The 16123-nt window shown below is 64.3% G+C and carries 14 protein-coding genes; 6 read left to right on the top strand and 8 right to left on the bottom strand.

Annotated features, from left to right (window positions below; genetic code table 11):
- Window positions 1-695: 695 nt before the first annotated feature.
- Complete coding sequence (locus tag D7W81_RS30725; RefSeq protein ID WP_306440921.1) at window positions 696-1325, top strand: DUF6310 domain-containing protein; 630 nt, start codon at window positions 696-698, stop codon at window positions 1323-1325.
- A 1-nt stretch (window position 1326) separates the two neighbouring features.
- Complete coding sequence (locus D7W81_RS30720) at window positions 1327-2085, top strand: DUF5953 family protein (protein WP_120558961.1); 759 nt, start codon at window positions 1327-1329, stop codon at window positions 2083-2085.
- Window positions 2086-2141: 56 nt separating this feature from the next.
- Here the strand turns inward: D7W81_RS30720 and D7W81_RS30715 are convergent, their stop codons facing one another.
- The 7 genes from D7W81_RS30715 to hutH all read right to left on the bottom strand — a co-directional run bounded on the left by D7W81_RS30715 (window position 2142) and on the right by hutH (window position 10139).
- The gene (locus D7W81_RS30715; protein ID WP_120558960.1) at window positions 2142-3527 is read right to left on the bottom strand and encodes a serine hydrolase domain-containing protein; all 1386 of its coding nucleotides are present in this window, start codon (window positions 3525-3527) and stop codon (window positions 2142-2144) included.
- 2 nt (window positions 3528-3529) lie between these two features.
- Entirely contained in the window at window positions 3530-4627 is a 1098-nt protein-coding gene (locus tag D7W81_RS30710) for a serine hydrolase domain-containing protein (protein ID WP_158621728.1), read from the bottom strand.
- A gap of 149 nt (window positions 4628-4776) precedes the next feature.
- A complete protein-coding gene (locus D7W81_RS30705) occupies window positions 4777-5526 on the bottom strand; it encodes a DUF5953 family protein (protein ID WP_120558962.1) in 750 nt (249 codons plus the stop codon).
- Window positions 5527-5931: a DUF6310 domain-containing protein gene (locus D7W81_RS30700; protein WP_244227541.1), complete on the bottom strand. Its 405-nt coding sequence runs from the start codon at window positions 5929-5931 to the stop codon at window positions 5527-5529.
- Between the two features lie 87 nt (window positions 5932-6018).
- Complete coding sequence (locus D7W81_RS42100; RefSeq protein ID WP_147445675.1) at window positions 6019-6852, bottom strand: HNH endonuclease; 834 nt, start codon at window positions 6850-6852, stop codon at window positions 6019-6021.
- On the bottom strand, window positions 6849-8555 hold the full coding sequence (locus D7W81_RS30695; protein WP_147445674.1) for an AAA family ATPase: 1707 nt from the start codon (window positions 8553-8555) through the stop codon (window positions 6849-6851). Before D7W81_RS30695 ends, D7W81_RS42100 begins: the two co-directional genes overlap by 4 nt.
- Before the next feature lie 57 nt (window positions 8556-8612).
- Window positions 8613-10139, bottom strand: coding sequence for a histidine ammonia-lyase (gene hutH / locus D7W81_RS30690; protein WP_120558956.1), 1527 nt, complete (start codon window positions 10137-10139; stop codon window positions 8613-8615).
- Window positions 10140-10284: 145 nt separating this feature from the next.
- On the opposite strand from hutH, the gene D7W81_RS30685 reads away from it, so the two are divergent.
- The 4 genes from D7W81_RS30685 to D7W81_RS30670 all read left to right on the top strand — a co-directional run bounded on the left by D7W81_RS30685 (window position 10285) and on the right by D7W81_RS30670 (window position 15306).
- On the top strand, window positions 10285-11562 hold the full coding sequence (locus D7W81_RS30685; RefSeq protein ID WP_120558955.1) for an aspartate kinase: 1278 nt from the start codon (window positions 10285-10287) through the stop codon (window positions 11560-11562).
- Between the two features lie 62 nt (window positions 11563-11624).
- On the top strand, window positions 11625-11981 hold the full coding sequence (locus tag D7W81_RS30680; RefSeq protein ID WP_120558954.1) for a ComEA family DNA-binding protein: 357 nt from the start codon (window positions 11625-11627) through the stop codon (window positions 11979-11981).
- Between the two features lie 9 nt (window positions 11982-11990).
- Window positions 11991-13946: a zinc-ribbon domain-containing protein gene (locus tag D7W81_RS30675; protein WP_147445673.1), complete on the top strand. Its 1956-nt coding sequence runs from the start codon at window positions 11991-11993 to the stop codon at window positions 13944-13946.
- A 154-nt stretch (window positions 13947-14100) separates the two neighbouring features.
- Complete coding sequence (locus D7W81_RS30670) at window positions 14101-15306, top strand: glycosyltransferase family 2 protein (RefSeq protein ID WP_120558952.1); 1206 nt, start codon at window positions 14101-14103, stop codon at window positions 15304-15306.
- A 93-nt stretch (window positions 15307-15399) separates the two neighbouring features.
- Here D7W81_RS30670 and D7W81_RS30665 read toward each other — a convergent pair.
- Window positions 15400-16123, bottom strand: a 724-nt coding sequence (locus D7W81_RS30665; RefSeq protein ID WP_244227540.1) for a CHAP domain-containing protein, incomplete at its 5' end; no start/stop codon positions are given.

The raw sequence follows: 16123 nt of genomic DNA, 5'->3' as shown, positions 1-16123 counted from the left end.
GGGTGGTCACGTTCTGGGCAAGTGCCTGCGCCGCGCCCGTCGGTTCGGGGGCTCCGGGGGGAGGCACCGATGCGGAGGACGAAGGCCGCGTGACGTCATTGCGCTCGCTCATGGAAGCCGGCTCCAGGCACTTTGAAATTGAGAGGGGGAGACTGAACGGGAGTTCGTACCACGCGCTCGGCTGGCCCCTCAACTTCCCGTCTTTCCTGGCGATTTGAGTGCAGGGGAGGCAGGCGGACGGGCGGTGGGACGGCCTACCCGGCGTCCCCGGAGAGTCACTCGTCCGCCACGTCCAGCTCCGCGATCAACCCCGCCGGATCGAACGTGCCTGCCGACGTAGGAGCGGGTCCTTGCCGTACACCGTGCGAAAGGTCCATACCTCGTCGATCCTCGGGCTCGATCGAGAGGACGTAGTCATGCGTTTCAACGCTTGTGTCGCACTTCTGCTCTTCCTCGTGGCGTGCGCATCGTCGACGCCGAGTCCGACAAGGCCAGTGCCCCAGCGCTCACGGGTCGCCAACCTCCAGAGAGCGGCGACGCTGCCCTGGAGCGATGAGGGGCGGTGCGTCGTTCGAGAGGCCGCCCAGCCATGGCCCGTGCTTGTGGAGCAGTGCTTTCATGCGCTCGACCACGACCGGATCCGGTTCAAGGATCCCGGTGGAAGATGCGCAGTCGCCTCAACGGGAGCGGCTGCCATGGGCATCGGCTTCTGTGTCTTGGCGGCGCCGGAAATCGTTGTGGGCGCGGTGATCGTCGTTGGCGTTGTGGTGGTGGGAATCGCCATCAAGGAAGCGCTGGATGCAGCCAAGCTGAAAGGGAGCAGTTCGGAGGTGGCTGAGCGCGCGCCACAAATGAAGCCCACCTCTCAGGAACACTCCGCGAGTCGAAAGTCCAAGCCGGAGCCATCAGGCCAGGATTGGTTCCCTCCGGTGCCGACCGAGCCACGGGAGCAAGAGCGCTGCCCGGAGTGCAGGCCGATACCAGGACCGCCCCGTGGAGGAAACGATCCGCACAACGAGTGCGCCAACAAGATTCCGGGTAACAACTTTCCCGGCCTGAACGTGCTCGTCAACGGCAAGTCCTTCGACGCACTGGTGCTTGCCACGCGCACCCTGTGGGAGATCAAGACGGATGACTTCGACAAGCACTCGCCACATTCCCAGGCGTTCTTTGTCAAAATGAAATTGCCGGAGATTCAACGCGAGAAAAGGCTCGCGGAGGCCTGCGGTTATATTTTCGTCGTGGGTGTTCGGAGTGCCGCGCACAAGGCTGCTCTTGAGCGACTGGATCCCAACCTCGACATCGTCGTTATGGACTGGTGCTGACATGGCGGTCTTTCCAGATGAACTCGGCATCATCGTCTATGCACCCGCGCTCGTGGATGACGACAAGCGACCTCTCGCCATCGTTCATGGGATGGAAGGAGCGCTTCCTGGTCTGCGGCTGGAGTGGACGCTCTCTGAAAAAGAAGAGTTCGTCGCAGTGCCTCACCGAGACGGATGGCTTGCCGCGGACAGAACAGACAAGGGGTTCCCGTTTCTTTGCAACGATGACAGAAACCGCCCTGTGACGATTACCGGATGGGAGAACCCGAACGGGCTTGCAGCAGGAAGTCCGCCGCACTTGGAAGTCCATGGGTCGCTGCACCTGGACACAGCCAGCATCGCGGAGGCGCCGGGTGTGCTGGGGGCCCTAGGGGAAGGCGCTCGCGGTTTCTGGGGGCACGCGACGCCGTCCAATGCGGCCGTTGAGATCTCGCGGCAGACGAGGGATCCGGTGCGCAAGCCAGGAGTTCCCCCACGGGGCCTGCCAGTGCTCAAGCTTGCAGCGCACATCCGGTCTCCTGAGATTCCGCATCGGCTGGGGTGGCTGAACTATTGGTCGGCCGCTGCCGCACGCGCCATCGGATTCCCTGATCCGGCTCAGGACGCAGACCTGCTGACACGGGCGCGGCGCACGGTGACGGGCGGGTGGGTCGTGCAGCTCACGGACGCGCCGCTCGATCTCGACAATCCCGCCCACCTGGACGCGCTCCTGCGGGCCTATGCGCGCTTCCCGGAGATCGGAGGCCGGTCAGCGCCTTGAGTCCCTCCTCGTGCCCGGAGCACCCTGCTGAGCTTGAACTCCACGAGGGGCGAGAGTCACTCGTCCGCGACATCCAGGTCCGCGATCAACCCCATTGAATCGAATGTGATCTTCCAGCGTAGGGTCATGTCCTTGCCATACACGGCGCGGTAGGTCCGTGACAGGTGATCCGCCGAGTCCTCCAGGAGGACCAGTCGGCTCAGCCGGGGCATTCCGCCAAGCTGTATGGGAAGCCACTCATTCAGGTCCGAGAGCGCATCCTTCGCGGACCCCGAGAAATGACGCGCTTCTGCCTTGCCCTCAATCAGCGTCGGCAGGAGCTGTTTCAGAGCCTGCGTGCGCTCAGGAGTGGCATCGGTGATGCCGGGAGCGTTCAGGAACGTCGGGGGCGGCAGGTAGAAGTTCGCCACGCCGTGCGCGAGGTTGGGGACCAGCTTCCGCTGGTTCGTCAGCACGACCACGGCCAGCTTGTCGTCCGGGTAGTAGACCGTGTCGGAGAGCGCCGGGCCGCCGCTGTGGCCCACCTCGGCCCGTCCGCGGTAGCTGCCCACGGTCCAGCCCACCGCGAAGCTGCTGGGCTTGCCGCTGTTGAGCGTGGGCGGTGTCCACATGGCGGTGCGTAGTTCTGACTTCAAGAGCTTGTCACTCATCAGCGCGGCCGCGAACTTCGACATGTCCGTCACGGTGGAGAACAGGCCACCGGCCGCCAGCGTGTACTGCGGGTACACGAACCAATATTGCTGCTGGTGGTCCGCGCGCCACTGATAGGTCGCTGACCGTTCAGGAACCACGTCACTGGTCAGGACAATGTCCTCCTCGGTGAGAGTGGCCTGGTCGAAGCCGCTGTTCGTCATCCCCAGGGGCATGAAGATGCGGTCACTCAGGAGTTGCGGGTAGGACGCACCACCCACCTTCTCCAGGATGTGGGTGAGGAGCACGAAGTCGTCCGATCCATAAGCGGCCTTCTCACCCGGTGCCGACGCGAGCGGGACCTTCTTCGCCGCCTCGACGGCCACCGCGACGCTGGAGACGTCGGAATTCACCGGTCCGGGCTTCATGCCGGACGTGTGGCTCGCGAGCTGACGAACGGTGATGTCCTTCCACGCAGGAGGACAGTCAGCGATGAACTGGCAGACGCGGTCATCGAGCTTGAGCTTGCCCTGACCCACGAAGTCCATCAGCAGCACCGCCGTGAACATCTTGGTCCCGGAGGCAATCTGGAATGCCGTGCGAGTGCTGGCCGACGCGTTCCATTCCAGGTTCGCGGTGCCATAGGCCGCGAGCTTGATGACCTTGCCATCCCGGACCACCGCAACCGCGGCGCCAGGGATGTGATTGCGCGCCATCTCCGTGCGCAGGAACGCATCTACCTTGTCGGGCGCGCCCCAGGCCAGCTGCGTCCACCCCAGCAGAAGCAGCAGGCCCCATCGTCGAAGGTTCACGTTCAGTTCTCCTTCCGCGCGCTTTGAAGTCCCAGAAGCGACTCCGTCAAGGCGAACATCTTCGAGTCATCCGGCCGCAGGTTGCTCAGGATGATGACGGTGCGGCCGTCATCGAGCACACGCCAGGACACGGTGCGATAGGCGCCGCTCGTCCCGTCGTTTGTTGCGACGGTCTGAGCTGACTTTCCCTTGGTCTCGTAGGTCCGGACACGGCCGCCCAGGGCGTAGGCGGACTCGGGACGCTCGACGTTCAACAGCGCCTTTCTGGACGCAGGCGACAGGAGCTTTCCCGAGAGCACGCCGTGATTCAGTCGCAGCATGTCCTCGGCGGTGCTGTAGAAGCCGCCGCCAGTCAACAGGTAGTTCGGAAGCGTGTAGACGCGACGTTCGACCTTCGGTTCCAGGGAGCGGTACCCCAAGGCAAGGTTCGGAACGTTCCCGGCTTCTGCTGCCGCGATGCCACTGTCCGCCATGCGCAGGGGCTTGAGAACAAGGCGCTGGGCGAGCTCTGCATAGGACTGACCGGAGACTCGCTCCAGGATGGCCTGCACGAGAATCCAGTTGGTGATGTTGTAGTCAAAGCGAGTGCCCGGCGTGAACACCAGGTCGCCGCTCGCATAACGCGTCACAGCTTCAGCCTGGGGACGCGTCTCGCTCTCGATGCTGGGGTCCTTCTTGAACGCGTCCATGAGCCCATTGGGCAGGCCGCTGCCGTGGCTGAGCAGATGGCGCAGAGTGAGCTGCTTCCCTGTGTCCGCGCGGTACTCTGGGAGATAGGTGAGGATGGGCTCGTCGAGCGCCAGCTTCCCTTTATCCACCAGCCGCAGAACGACGATGGTCGTGAGCCATTTGCTCACGGAGCCCACGAAGAAGCGGCTGTTCCGCTGAAGCGGCCTCTTCGAATCAGCGTCCGCGACTCCGAAAGCCTCCACGTACTCCGCACGCTCATCTTTACCGGTCAGGACGACGCCATTGAAGTGCGCGTCCGCGACGAACCGATGGACCTGCTTCTGGAGCCGGTCGTCCGCATGCGCAGGACTTGAGACGCAGAGGCCGACAAACAGTCCCAGGCAGGTCAGCTTGAAGTGGTTCACGGACATGCGGTGCCTCGATGAATGGGCCTGCCTACGATCGATCGAATTCTGCGTACGTCGGGAGACGCCGCCGATTGCGTGAAATCGGCGTTCCCTCCTGGTGCGAGGCGGCTCAAGGAACCTGCCCTGATGCCTACGCGACGGTGGCTGAATCCTCAGCGCCCACCAATCTTCGGGAAGCGCTCGTACGCTTTCAAAAGCGTGTCCAGGTGTGCTGGCTTGTCGAGATCGAGTGGCTCGTCCGTGAGTCGCACGAGCCATCCATTCGTTGCCGTGCGTCGTGCTCGCGAGAGCAGGTCAGCGTCGCGCGAAGGGTCCGGGAATCCAAGCGCCCGCGCAGAAGTAGCCGACCAGTAGTTCAGCCATCCAAGTCGGTGTGGAATTTCAGGCGATGAAATGTCCCAAGAGCAGTTGAGAACTGGTAGTCCTTTTGGAGGGGAAGGAGGCCCGGCCAATGCCGGAGCTGTCTGCTCAGCGATTTCGACCGCTGCCTTGAACGGCGTGGCATGGCCCCAGAGTGCCCGCGCACCGTCTGCGATGGCTTCCAACGCATTCGCTGCGTCGCTGTGGCTGAAGGTTTCCATCCGGAAATCAGCGTGAACTTCGAAATGCGGTGGGCCCTCCAATGCAAGCCCGTTCGGGTTCTCCCAGCCTGAGATGGTGACGAGGTTGTTGTCATCGTCATTGCACAGGAATGGGAGGCTGCCGTTCAGGCCGTTGGCAACAACCCACTCGTCGCGGCTGGCTAGCGGGATGAGATCTTCCTTCTCGGAAGAGGTCCATTTCAGGTGCAGCCCTGGAAGTGCTCGCTCCAGTCCGTGGACGATGGTGAGTGCGCGACCGTCGTTGCCCTGCGATGCTGGTGCGTAGACAATAACTGCCATCTCGATGGGGGTGGAAGGCATTCAGCACCAATCCATGATGACAACGTGGAGAGAAGGGTCTGCGATCTTCAATGCAGTCAGGTGCGCTTTGCTGCGCACTCCAATGACAAAGTCGTAGCCACACTCTCTGGCGAGCTTGGCCTCGCGTTGCTGTTCGGGCAGCTTCACGGAGACGAAGAACTTTCTGGAGCGGGGCGAGTGCTTCTCGAAGTCATCCGTCTTGACTTCCCACAATGTTCGACGGGACAGCACCAAGCCGTCGTAGTGCTTGCCATTGATGAGCACGTTGAAGCCGGGAAAACTGTTGCTAGGCGTATTGTCGGTCCACTCATTGTGGGCTCGTTGTTGCCTCGGGCGGCCCAGGACTAGTTTGCACTCGGGTTGGCGATATTCCTCTTCTGGGGTGCGCGTCGATGGCGGAGCCATCAGAGACACGCAGCGGCGTTAGAAGGCGTTAATCAACTCCGTGCGTCGCGCAAATGACATCCAGATCACCTCAAATGGTATTGGTGCTTATTTTTCCAAGAGTCGAGACGAGGCCTTTTGAGTAATATATTCGATGGCTTCATGGTCAGTGGGAATACCTCTATAGAAGGCTGCTGGCCAACTGTTGGCCCCATAGGTGATTTGGTTGTACTGAAGCTGCGCGTTGACATGCGACAACGTATCGAGAGTCGTAACCCCTTTTGTTGATTTGCTCAAAGACGCAAGCGTTGTTAGCGGTAACTTTGTCCAAAGATTTCGGACGAAATCCTGAAAAGCAGCGCCCAAAAGCGTTTCGATGTGAAATTTAACGATCGCCAAGTCGCTTCCTGAAAGAGTGGGTACCGGCTTGGCGCGGATGATTGCAGCTTCGAATGGCTGCTCGAACGCAACCGTTAAAATAGGGTTGTTTGCAAGCGTGTCGAAGTATGGGTGGATAATCCTGGCTGGGGCCGAATCCCCGCGGAAAATCTTACCTTTCTCGGCTGAGTTGCAAAATGTGCACGCCGGAACAAGGTTTAAAGAGAAGATTGAAAACTCTGGAAATTCATCTTTAGGAAGATAGTGATCGACGGTTCCTGCGCCAAGCGAACCACAAAGAGGACAGTTACCATCAGGCGAACTCTCTCGTATTCGCTTGATGTATCCGCCTTTGCGCCGGCTGGAGTACAGATCTTTGAGTTCGGAGGAAATATCGCTTTGGAAGGCGGATGGATTGACGAGCCAAGGATCTCCTTTGGCTGCTTGATAGCTTGATGCGGCTTGAAGCCAGGTCGCCTCATGCGCATGCCATCCAGGCGTATTGCTGCAGATGTCCTTGATCGTCTTTATGTTGTCGTGCGTCGGAGGGGAGAGCGATCTCATTGGTTGTTCTTCATGATGCTGTGAATGTATGAGAGGCTTTCCGGGTTGAGAGTCTTTCCGTGCTTCTCCAGTATCGCTTCAATAGTTGGCTCGTGGGATAGCCATTTTTCGAGCAGCTTTTCGTGAAGATGTCTGATTTCCGAGTCTCCGAAGACGAATTGGGAAATTGAATCTATGCTTGAACCGAAGGTTTGGAGTCGTGGCTGGGTTGTTTCAGGAGAGTCGTCTTTAATATTGATAATGCGAACTCGGCTACGCGGAACTTCGCGGACGATGTAGGCCGAGTGCGTTGCTATGATCGCACATGAGCCGGTTGCCTCAAGGATTGTGTGTAGTATGTCGACAAGGACTGAGATGAAGTTGGGATGTAAGTGGGTTTCAGGCTCATCCATTAGAATGAGGCTGCCTTGTTGGATTGCTCCAATGGCTTGTAGTGCAAAGCGCAGCAGCGCTGTTTGGCCGCTGCTTAGGTGCCTAGGGGTTCCGTCCTTGATTATGACTGGTGGACATGTCCAGTCGACATGTTGGATGGTTTCAAGGATTCGTTGCTCTCCGCTTAATGCGCTGAGTGATGCGTATTTTTTGCCGGAAACGGTCGTGCTTCTGATTGTGCCCGGCGTGGGTTGCTTTAGTGGGATGTGGATTTCTGCCGGTTTGGTGAAAGCGGCCAGAGCATCCTGAAGTAGCTTGACTCGCGTTATTTTGCGGCCCGAGTCGTCTGGAGCTTCGAAGGTTTCGTCATTTCGTATGATGTCAATGAGCGATGCGGTCAGTGGATCTTCCAGTTGATCTTGTGGCGGCTTGTTGCGATCGACCAATGAGAAATAATTGTAATCAATTCCGCCCTGCCAAGGAGGGATGGCTTCTGGGTAGCGGTCGGATGATACTGACGAGAAGACTAGAAGGCTGTTGAATGTAATGTCCGGCGTTATTTGGGCTTTGGTAAGCGCGCCGGGGATGAGGTTTTCGCTGGGCTGTTGGAGTGTGGCTCTTATTAGCGCCAAGAGGAGTTGGGTTTTTCCAGTTCCGTTTTTGCCTATCAGGACAGAGATTCGGCCGCGCAATAGTTCGTCGTTTTGGAAGTTGAAGTCGACTTCGTGGGCGGCCGTTAGTCCAGGAAGATGCGCTTTGATTGAGAAGTTCTGGGCTGCGTCGTCGATGGAGGGCGACGACACTGAGCGTAGGTGGCGCTTTGCTCGCCTCCATGAAAAATATGCTGAGCGTTGGCGAAGCGCGCCAAGGTGAAAGGGTCTTGAACGGCTCAACTCGAGCCGAGAATCCGACTCGCCTTTGGCTTGAAGCACTACGGCATCACCAATTTGGGATAGTCCGAAGATTGCTTCGCTCAGTGTTAGTGCGGAGACTAAGTCTTTGTATGAGTCGGCTTTGGTGAGGATCGAGCAGAATAGGCGGTCTGATTTACCTACTGGGACTATGGAGCCGCGTTGTTTAAAAAGTGTGTTTAGGAAAGAAGTGGTGTCGTCGATGTCTTGAAACAGGAGCCGCATATCGGCTTCAAGCTCGATATCGTCCTGTTTAGTCAAAAGCATGAGCTTTGCGCGGAGTCTGTAGCGGAAGTCGTTCCAGCTATCGTTGTATGGAACGATGATGATTGCTGGAAGTGCTAGTCTCCAGGCGTCAGTCAAGGAGTTGGCAAAATAAGCCTGGATCGTTCCTGGTGGCGTTTTGAGTGGCAGTGGCACTGTGAATTTGGAGTCTAATGAGGTTATTGGGATGGGCTGTTGGCGTGTGTTTGTCTGCTAAATTGTCGCCGACCGCACCACCTCACGGAGCGCTCCGGACTCGACCAGCGCCGTGACCGCCGTTATGTCGTGATGCAGCTCGCGGTCCCGGTCCATGTGCGGAACCTTGCTGCGCACCAGTTCGTACGCCGCCAGGACGCCCTTGCCGGGCTTCACGGGCTGTCGGAAGTCCAGCGCCTGCGCCGCGACCAGGACCTCAATCGCCAGACACGACCGCGCGAACTCCGAAACCTGACGCCCCTTCAACGCCGCAGTCATGCCCATGGACACGTGGTCCTCTCGGCCCGCGGAGGAGGGGATGGAGTCCACGGAGGCCGGGTGGCTCAGGATGCGCGACTCGGCCACCAGGGCTGCCGCCGTCACCTGGGCGATCATGAACCCGGAGTTCAACCCGGAGTTCTTCGCCAGGAACGCGGGCAGGCCCGACAGGCTCGGGTTCACCATCTGTTCTACGCGGCGCTCGGAGATGCTCGACAGCTGCGTCAGCGACATGGCCACCACGTCCATGGCCAGCGAGATGGGCTGACCGTGGAAGTTGCCTCCGGAGATGATGCTCTCCGTGTCCGCGAACACCAGCGGGTTGTCCGTTCCGCTGTTCACCTCCACCTCCAGGATGCGACGCGCGAACGCCAATCCCTCTCGCGCGGAGCCGTGCACCTGCGGGATGCACCGGAGGCTGTACGGGTCCTGCACCTTGCTGCAGTTGACGTGCGTCTCCACCAGCTCGCTGCCCTTGAGGATCCGGCGCAGGTGGTCCGCCACTGCCTTCTGTCCCGCGTGCGGACGCACCGCGTGGATCTCCGGCAGGAATGGCTTGTGGCTTCCCAGCAGGCCCTCCACCGTCATCGCTCCCGCGATGTCCGCCACGTCCGCTAGCAGCTCCGCTCGCAGCTGCGTCAGCGTTCCCACCGCGCACATCGCCTGCGTGCCGTTGATCAGCGTCAGGCCTTCCTTCGCCTCCAGAATCACCGGCTTCAGGCCCGCCTTCTCCAGCGCCTGCTTCGACGGCATCCGCACGCCCTCGAAGAACGCCTCGCCCTCGCCAATCAGCACCAGCGCCAGGTGCGCCAGCGGGGCCAGGTCTCCGGACGCGCCCACGCTGCCCCGCTCGGGCACCACCGGCACCACGTCCCGGTTCAGCATGTCGATGGCCAGCCCCAGCGTCTCCATCCGGATGCCGCTGAAGCCCTTCGCCAGCACGTTGCACCGGAGCAGCAGCAGGACGCGCGCTTCCGGCAGGGGCAGGGGATTTCCCACGCCACAGGCGTGCGACAGGATGAGGTTTCGCTGCAGGTCGCGCAGGTCCTTCCGGTCGATCCGCACCTCCGCCAGCGTGCCGAAGCCCGTGTTGATGCCGTACGACGGCGTGTCACCGGCCGCCACCCGGTCCACCAGCGCCCGGGAGGCCTGCACCCGCTGCGCGGCTTCGGGGGCGAGCTCCACCGTGACTTCGTGGCGGGAGACCTGGAGGATCTCCTCCAGCTTCAGGGTGTCACCATCGATGAGGAGGCGGGGGCGGGACATGTTCGGGCTACTCCGGAAATGCGGCTTGAAGTCGTTGTCCCACGAACGCTAGCGGATTCGCGGCGCGGTGGGTGGAGGCCCTTTACACCCAGGCCCCGGCGCCCATATAGCGTGCGCCCGTCCGTGCAGGGAGGTCACAAGCCCCGTGGCACTCATCGTCCAGAAGTACGGCGGTACCTCGGTGGGTGACACCGAGCGCATGAAGAACGTCGCTCGCCGCTGCCTCGCCGCCCAGAAGGCCGGCCATGACGTCGTGGTCGTCGTCTCCGCCATGTCCGGTGAGACCAACCGCCTGCTCAAGCTCGTGGCGCAGATCACCGACCGGCCCGACGAGCGCGAACAGGACGTCGTCGTCGCCACGGGCGAACAGGTGTCCATCGGGCTCGTCGCCATGGCCATCCAGGCGCAGGGCGGGAAGGCCGTGAGCTTCCTCGGCCACCAGGTGCGCATCGTCACCGACAGCACCTTCTCCAAGGCGCGCATCAAGAGCATCGACGCGGAGCCCATCCGCGCCGCCTTGAAGCGGGGGCAGATCGTCGTCGTCGCCGGCTTCCAGGGCGTGGACGAGACGGGCAGCGTCACCACGCTGGGCCGCGGCGGGTCCGACACGACGGGCGTCGCGCTGGCCGCCGCGCTCAAGGCCGACGCGTGTGAAATCTATACGGACGTCGACGGCGTCTACACCACCGACCCCAATGTCTGCCCGGCCGCGAAGAAGCTGGACCGCATCACCTACGAGGAGATGCTGGAGCTGGCCAGCCTGGGCGCCAAGGTGTTGCAGATCCGCTCGGTTGAATTCGCCATGAAGTACAAGGTGCCCCTGTGGGTGAAGTCTTCCTTCACCGAGGATCCGGGCACGCTCGTCTGCGAGGAGGACGCATCCATGGAGGACGTGCTGGTTCGAGGGGTCGCGTACGACCGGAACGAGGCGAAGATCACCGTGGTGGGCGTGCCGGATCAGCCGGGCACCGCGGCGAAGCTCTTCGGAGCGCTCGACGCGAAGCACATCGTGGTGGACCTCATCGTGCAGAACCCGTCCCGCGACGGGCGCACCGACGTCACCTTCACCGTCGCCAAGTCCGACTTCGCCAAGGCCCACGAGGTCGTGAAGCAGGCCGCGCAGGACGTGGGCGCCACGGGCATCGAGGTCGATGACGCCATCGCCAAGGTGTCCATCGTCGGCGTGGGCATGCGCAACCACTCGGGCGTGGCGGCGAAGATGTTCCAGACGCTCTCCCAGGAGGGCATCAACATCCAGCTCATCTCCACGTCGGAGATCAAGACCTCCTGCGTGATCCACACGAAGTACACGGAGCTGGCGGTGCGCGCGCTGCACACGGCCTTCGGGCTGGACGCGCCGCCCCCCGTGACGGCCAACCCCACCGTGTCGGAAGTGGACGCGCTGAAGGGGCAGAAGGCCTGAGGCGGTTCGGGCGCACGTCCGCGCTCGCGGCGCTGTCCCTGGGGCTGCTCGCCCTGGGATTCATGGCCCGGGCGCGGTGGCCGGATTCGCGGCCCTCGCTCGACTGCCCGCCGGAGGCCGTGCGGTTGGACCCGGCGGGTCTGGCCACGTGTGGGCCGGGGACGGTGCCGACGGGGGCCCGGGCGCTCGCGCTGGGACTCAAGCTGGACCTCAACGCGGCCTCCGAGTCCGAGCTGGCCCTGTTGCCCGGTGTGGGCCGCGACCTGGCCAAACGGCTGGTGTCCGCCCGCGAGGAGCAGGGCCGGTTCACGAGCTGGGAGGACGTGGACGCGGTGCCCGGTGTCGGCGCTGCCAAGTTGGAGACCCTCCGGGCAGCCACCGTGCTGGACGCGGCGGCGGCCAATGGGGGCGTGTGGTAAGCACGGCCGGTGCAGATCGCCTGCCCGCAATGCTCGATGCAGTACGTGCTGGATGCCCGACTCCTGCCGCCTGGCGGCGCTTCGGTGCAGTGCACGCGGTGTGGCCACGTGTTCAAGGCCTCGCCCAACGGGGTCATGGCCCCCGCGCCGAAGATTCCTCCCGCGGGTGGGGGAGACCGGACGGGCGCGCCGTCGTCCACGCAGATCTTCGGCGGTGAGAGCGGCGTCAACCTGAAGTCCACGAACCTGTTCGCGGGTTCGACCACGGCGTCCGGTTCCTTCGTTCCGCAGCCGACGCCCGCTTCGGGGCCGCTGTCTTCGTCCGGCGTGATTCCTCCGCCTCCGTCCGTGGCTCCGGTCGCGCCGCCGTCCCGGCCCCCGGTGGAGCCCGTGACGTCCGGTGCACAGCCTCCGGCGGCGATGGGCGCGACGCGTGCCTTCGGGGCGGTGGGGGCTTCTCCCGCGGCGTCGCCGGAGCAGGGAGCAGGGCAGGGCGCTGCTCCTGGCGGGACCACGCGCGCGTTCGGCGCGGTCTCCGCGTCGTCCTCGGGGTCGTTCCGCCTCGCGGAGCCTGGGAACTCCACGCGTGCGTTTGGCGCGGTGCAGGGCCCCCCTGCGTCCGAAGCGAACAGCGGTTCAACGCGTGCGTTCGGCGCGGTGCCGGGCCCGGTCGAAGCGGGCGGTTCGACGCAAGCGTTTGGCGCGGTGCCAGGGCCCTCGGCGCCCCGTGCCACCCCCAGGTCCTTCGAGAACATCTCGCCTTCGGGCGACCCCGCGGATCCGCCCTGGTCGGTGCCTGGCGGCGCACGCTCCAAGCTCGTTCCGGAAGGCCATCGCGACGCGCCGTGGGCAACCTCCGCGCCCACCGCGACCGTCTCCCTTCCCGACGACGACGCGCCCTTCGCTCGCACCGAGCCCTCCAGGGCCGCGACCCCGCCTCCTGGCGCGTCGCTGCTCGGGAGCGGCCTGGAGCGCCCCCTTCCTCCCCGGAAGCCCGGTGGGGACCTGCCTCCGGAGCTGCTCGGCGCCTCCTCCCGCACCGGCCCCCTGGTCGTCGAGGACGGCAGCCGGGGCTCGTCCTCGTTGAGCCGGGTGCTGATCGTGCTCGCGGTGATCGCGGGCATCGCCCTGGCCGGGTACCTGGCGTATCCCGTCTTCCGCGACCGCAACGCCGCCATGCCCGCGGAGGCCGTGGCGCAGAAGGAAGCCGCCGTGACGGCCCTGCGGCTCGATGACGCTCCTTCGCGCGAACAGGCCACCCAGAGCCTCTCCGCCCTGGCCAAGGCCCACCCGAAGTACGCCGAGGTCCAGGCCGAGCTGGCCGTGGCCTACACCCTGGAGCTGGCGGACCTGCACGCGGAGTTCGACCGGCTGCGCCTCCAGGCGGATCAGCTCAAGCGGCAAGCCGATGAGGTCTCCTCCGCGAAGTCGGCCCCGAACTGGAGGGCCCACGAAAACGCGATCCGCGCGGACCTGCGCTCGGTCGAACAGGAAATGCAGCCGCTGAGCAAGGTCATCGCCGAACGGCGCAAGGTGCTCGACGCGCTGGTGGAGGCGCTCCGGACCGCTCCCGACGTGGAGCCCGCCGCCACCGTCGCCGCGCGCCTGAAGGCCCAGGCCCTCCACGCCGCGGTGACGGGCGCCCCCAACGCCCTGGGCCTCGCGGAACGCCTGCGCCAGGCGGAGCTCACGCCGTCCTGGAGCGTCGTGGCCCGCGCCGAGTTCGCGCTCAGCTCCGGCTCTCCCGACGCCACCCTCCAGACCGTCTCCCAGGAGCTGGGGGCGCTGCGTGCCCAGGACCGGACCTTCCTGCGGCCCTACTTCCTGGGGGCCCGGCTGGCGCTCCGCCAGAACGACCCGGAGGCGGCCCGGAACCTGCTGAACGAGCTGCTGGCGTTCAACCCCCGGCATGAACTGGCGAAGCGCATGCTCGCCCAGCTCCCCGCCGCTGGGAGCACGCCCTGAAGCGTTGACCGGATCACCTCCATCTCACCCTGGAGAAACTCCAGTCCTCCCCAGGGGCTTGGTGGCTCCCTCGCCCTGAAGTCCCTCTGAATGCTCAGGCATGCGCTTTGCTTTGTTCGCGGGCGTCGAGGACTCGGGGTTGGGAGGGTGGTCGATGGCGGAGGTCTTCTTCTGGTGCGCGGCGCTGGCGCTCGTGCACACTTATTTTCTCTATCCTCTGAGCCTGTTCGCCCTGGAGGGCGCGGCCCAGGTCTTCCAGAACCTGAGGAAGGTTCGCTCGGGTGACGCAGCCGGGACGGGCGTCAAGGCCGGGCCGCTTCCGTCGGTGAGTCTGGTGGTGGCCGCCTACAACGAGGCGAGCTGCATCGAGTCGAAGCTGGAGAACAGCCTGGCGCTGGACTACCCGGCGGACCGCTTCGAGGTCGTCATCGGTTCGGATGGCTCCACGGACGGCACGGACGGGCTCGTGCAGAAGTGCACCGACCCGCGCGTGCGCCTGTCGCCCGCGGCCCGCGCCGGCAAGACGACGGTGCTCAACCGCTGCATCCCGTCCGCGCACGGCGACATCGTGCTGCTGTCGGACGCGAACACGATGATCGACCCGGACGCGGTCCGGAAGATCGTCCGCCACTTCGAGGATCCGGAGGTCGGCGCTGTCTGCGGCAAGCTGCGCCTCTACAACCCCACGAAGCAGGACTACGAGGAGAGCGCGTACTGGAGCTACGAGTCCCTCATCAAGATGTACGAGGGCAAGCGCGGCGCGGTGGTGGGCGCCAACGGCGGCCTGTACGCCATCCGGCGCTCGCTCTTCACGCAGCTGCCTCCGTCCACCATCGTGGATGACTTCGTGATTCCGCTGCGCATCCTGGAGAGCGGCTACAAGGTCGTCTACGAGGCGGCCGCCGTCGCCCACGAGGAGACGACGGAGGACTACGGCAAGGAGTTCGGCCGGCGCGCGCGCATCGCGGCGGGCAACTTCCAGAGCCTGCGCCTCGTGCCCGGGCTGCTGCTGCCCACCGCGGGCTTCCCCGCGTTCGCCTTCTGGTCGCACAAGCTCCTGCGCTGGTGCGCTCCCGCGCTGATGGCGGCGGCGCTCCTCGCCAACCTGTTCCTGCTCGACAGCCTGTTCTACCGCGTCACCCTGGGCGCGCAGCTGGGCTTCTACGCCCTGGCGTACCTGGGCCGCTCCGGCGTCTTCAAGAGCGGCGCCGCGAAGAAGGCCACGTCCATCGCGTACTACTTCGTGACCATGAACATGGCCATCGCCGTGGGCTTCTGGCGCTTCCTGCGCAACTCGCAGCGCGCCGCGTGGGACCGCACCGCACGGGTGCCGACCTCCACGTCCTCCACGCCGACCTGACCTTCAACCCGCTTTGCAGTGCAGGCCCGTCGGTTCCCCGCGGCGCTCCGGCTGGTTCCGGAAGCGCACGGATGGAATCGACGGGCTTTCCTGTTACCGGGCCGCCACGGCCATGGGCTTCGCCGGGCCCGAGGGCAGCACGCTGCCGAACGCGGCGAAGAGCTGGCCGGTGAGCACGTGCGGCTGGCCGGGGCCGGGGCTTCGCAGCATGTCGTTGAGCACCTCGCCCGTCTTCGGATCGCGGGCCATGTGGGGGCGCGCCAGGTTCATCCGGTAGCGCACCACGCCGCGCTTCACGCGGTGGATGACGGTGACGGTGCCGTCCGCGTCCACGCCGTCCACCAGCCCCACGTGGGTGAGGCCGTCGTTGCGCCGGCCGTCGCGGTTCTGGTCGTACGTCTCGCGGAAGAACACCAGGTCACCCGGCACGGGACGTCCGTCCGTGTACACGCGGCCGTTCGTCCGGGCGTAGCGGTACATCGCGGTGACGCCGTTGTCCCCGGCCTTCAGCGTGCCCCGGAACTTCACGCCCGCCTGGGCGTAGGTGGCCTCGATGAGCGCCGTGCAGTCCGCCGCGTAGCGCTTGCCGTTCACCTGCACCGTGGACTGCCCCACCAGGGCCCGCGCCGTGGCCAGCACGCGCTCACGCGGGCTCTCCACGGGGGCCGGGCTCGCGGACGCCTTCTTCGCGGGCGCGCCGTACAGGGGACGCGGGCCGGGGGCGCCATCGTCGGTGGCGCCCGCCTTGAGCGCCGCCTGGTAGAAGGCCTGCACGGCTTCCCTGGACGTGGCGAGGAAGCAGAAGTGCGTGCCGTTG

The organism is Corallococcus aberystwythensis, assembly GCF_003612165.1.
GTDB lineage: Bacteria > Myxococcota > Myxococcia > Myxococcales > Myxococcaceae > Corallococcus > Corallococcus aberystwythensis.
The sequence above is the reverse complement of the archived record's forward strand: the minus strand, read 5'-3'. Positions and strand labels throughout refer to the sequence as shown.

Bases quoted from the DNA above. Each gene is read 5' to 3' on its own strand.
- D7W81_RS30725 (WP_306440921.1), top strand. From the start codon at position 696: ATGGGCATCGGCTTCTGTGTCTTGGCGGCGCCGGAAATCGTTGTGGGC.
- D7W81_RS30720 (WP_120558961.1), top strand. From the start codon at position 1,327: ATGGCGGTCTTTCCAGATGAACTCGGCATCATCGTCTATGCACCCGCG.
- D7W81_RS30710 (WP_158621728.1), bottom strand. From the start codon at position 4,627: ATGTCCGTGAACCACTTCAAGCTGACCTGCCTGGGACTGTTTGTCGGC.
- D7W81_RS30705 (WP_120558962.1), bottom strand. From the start codon at position 5,526: ATGCCTTCCACCCCCATCGAGATGGCAGTTATTGTCTACGCACCAGCA.
- D7W81_RS30700 (WP_244227541.1), bottom strand. From the start codon at position 5,931: ATGGCTCCGCCATCGACGCGCACCCCAGAAGAGGAATATCGCCAACCC.
- D7W81_RS42100 (WP_147445675.1), bottom strand. From the start codon at position 6,852: ATGAGATCGCTCTCCCCTCCGACGCACGACAACATAAAGACGATCAAG.
- hutH (WP_120558956.1), bottom strand. From the start codon at position 10,139: ATGTCCCGCCCCCGCCTCCTCATCGATGGTGACACCCTGAAGCTGGAG.
- D7W81_RS30680 (WP_120558954.1), top strand. From the start codon at position 11,625: ATGGCCCGGGCGCGGTGGCCGGATTCGCGGCCCTCGCTCGACTGCCCG.
- D7W81_RS30670 (WP_120558952.1), top strand. From the start codon at position 14,101: ATGGCGGAGGTCTTCTTCTGGTGCGCGGCGCTGGCGCTCGTGCACACT.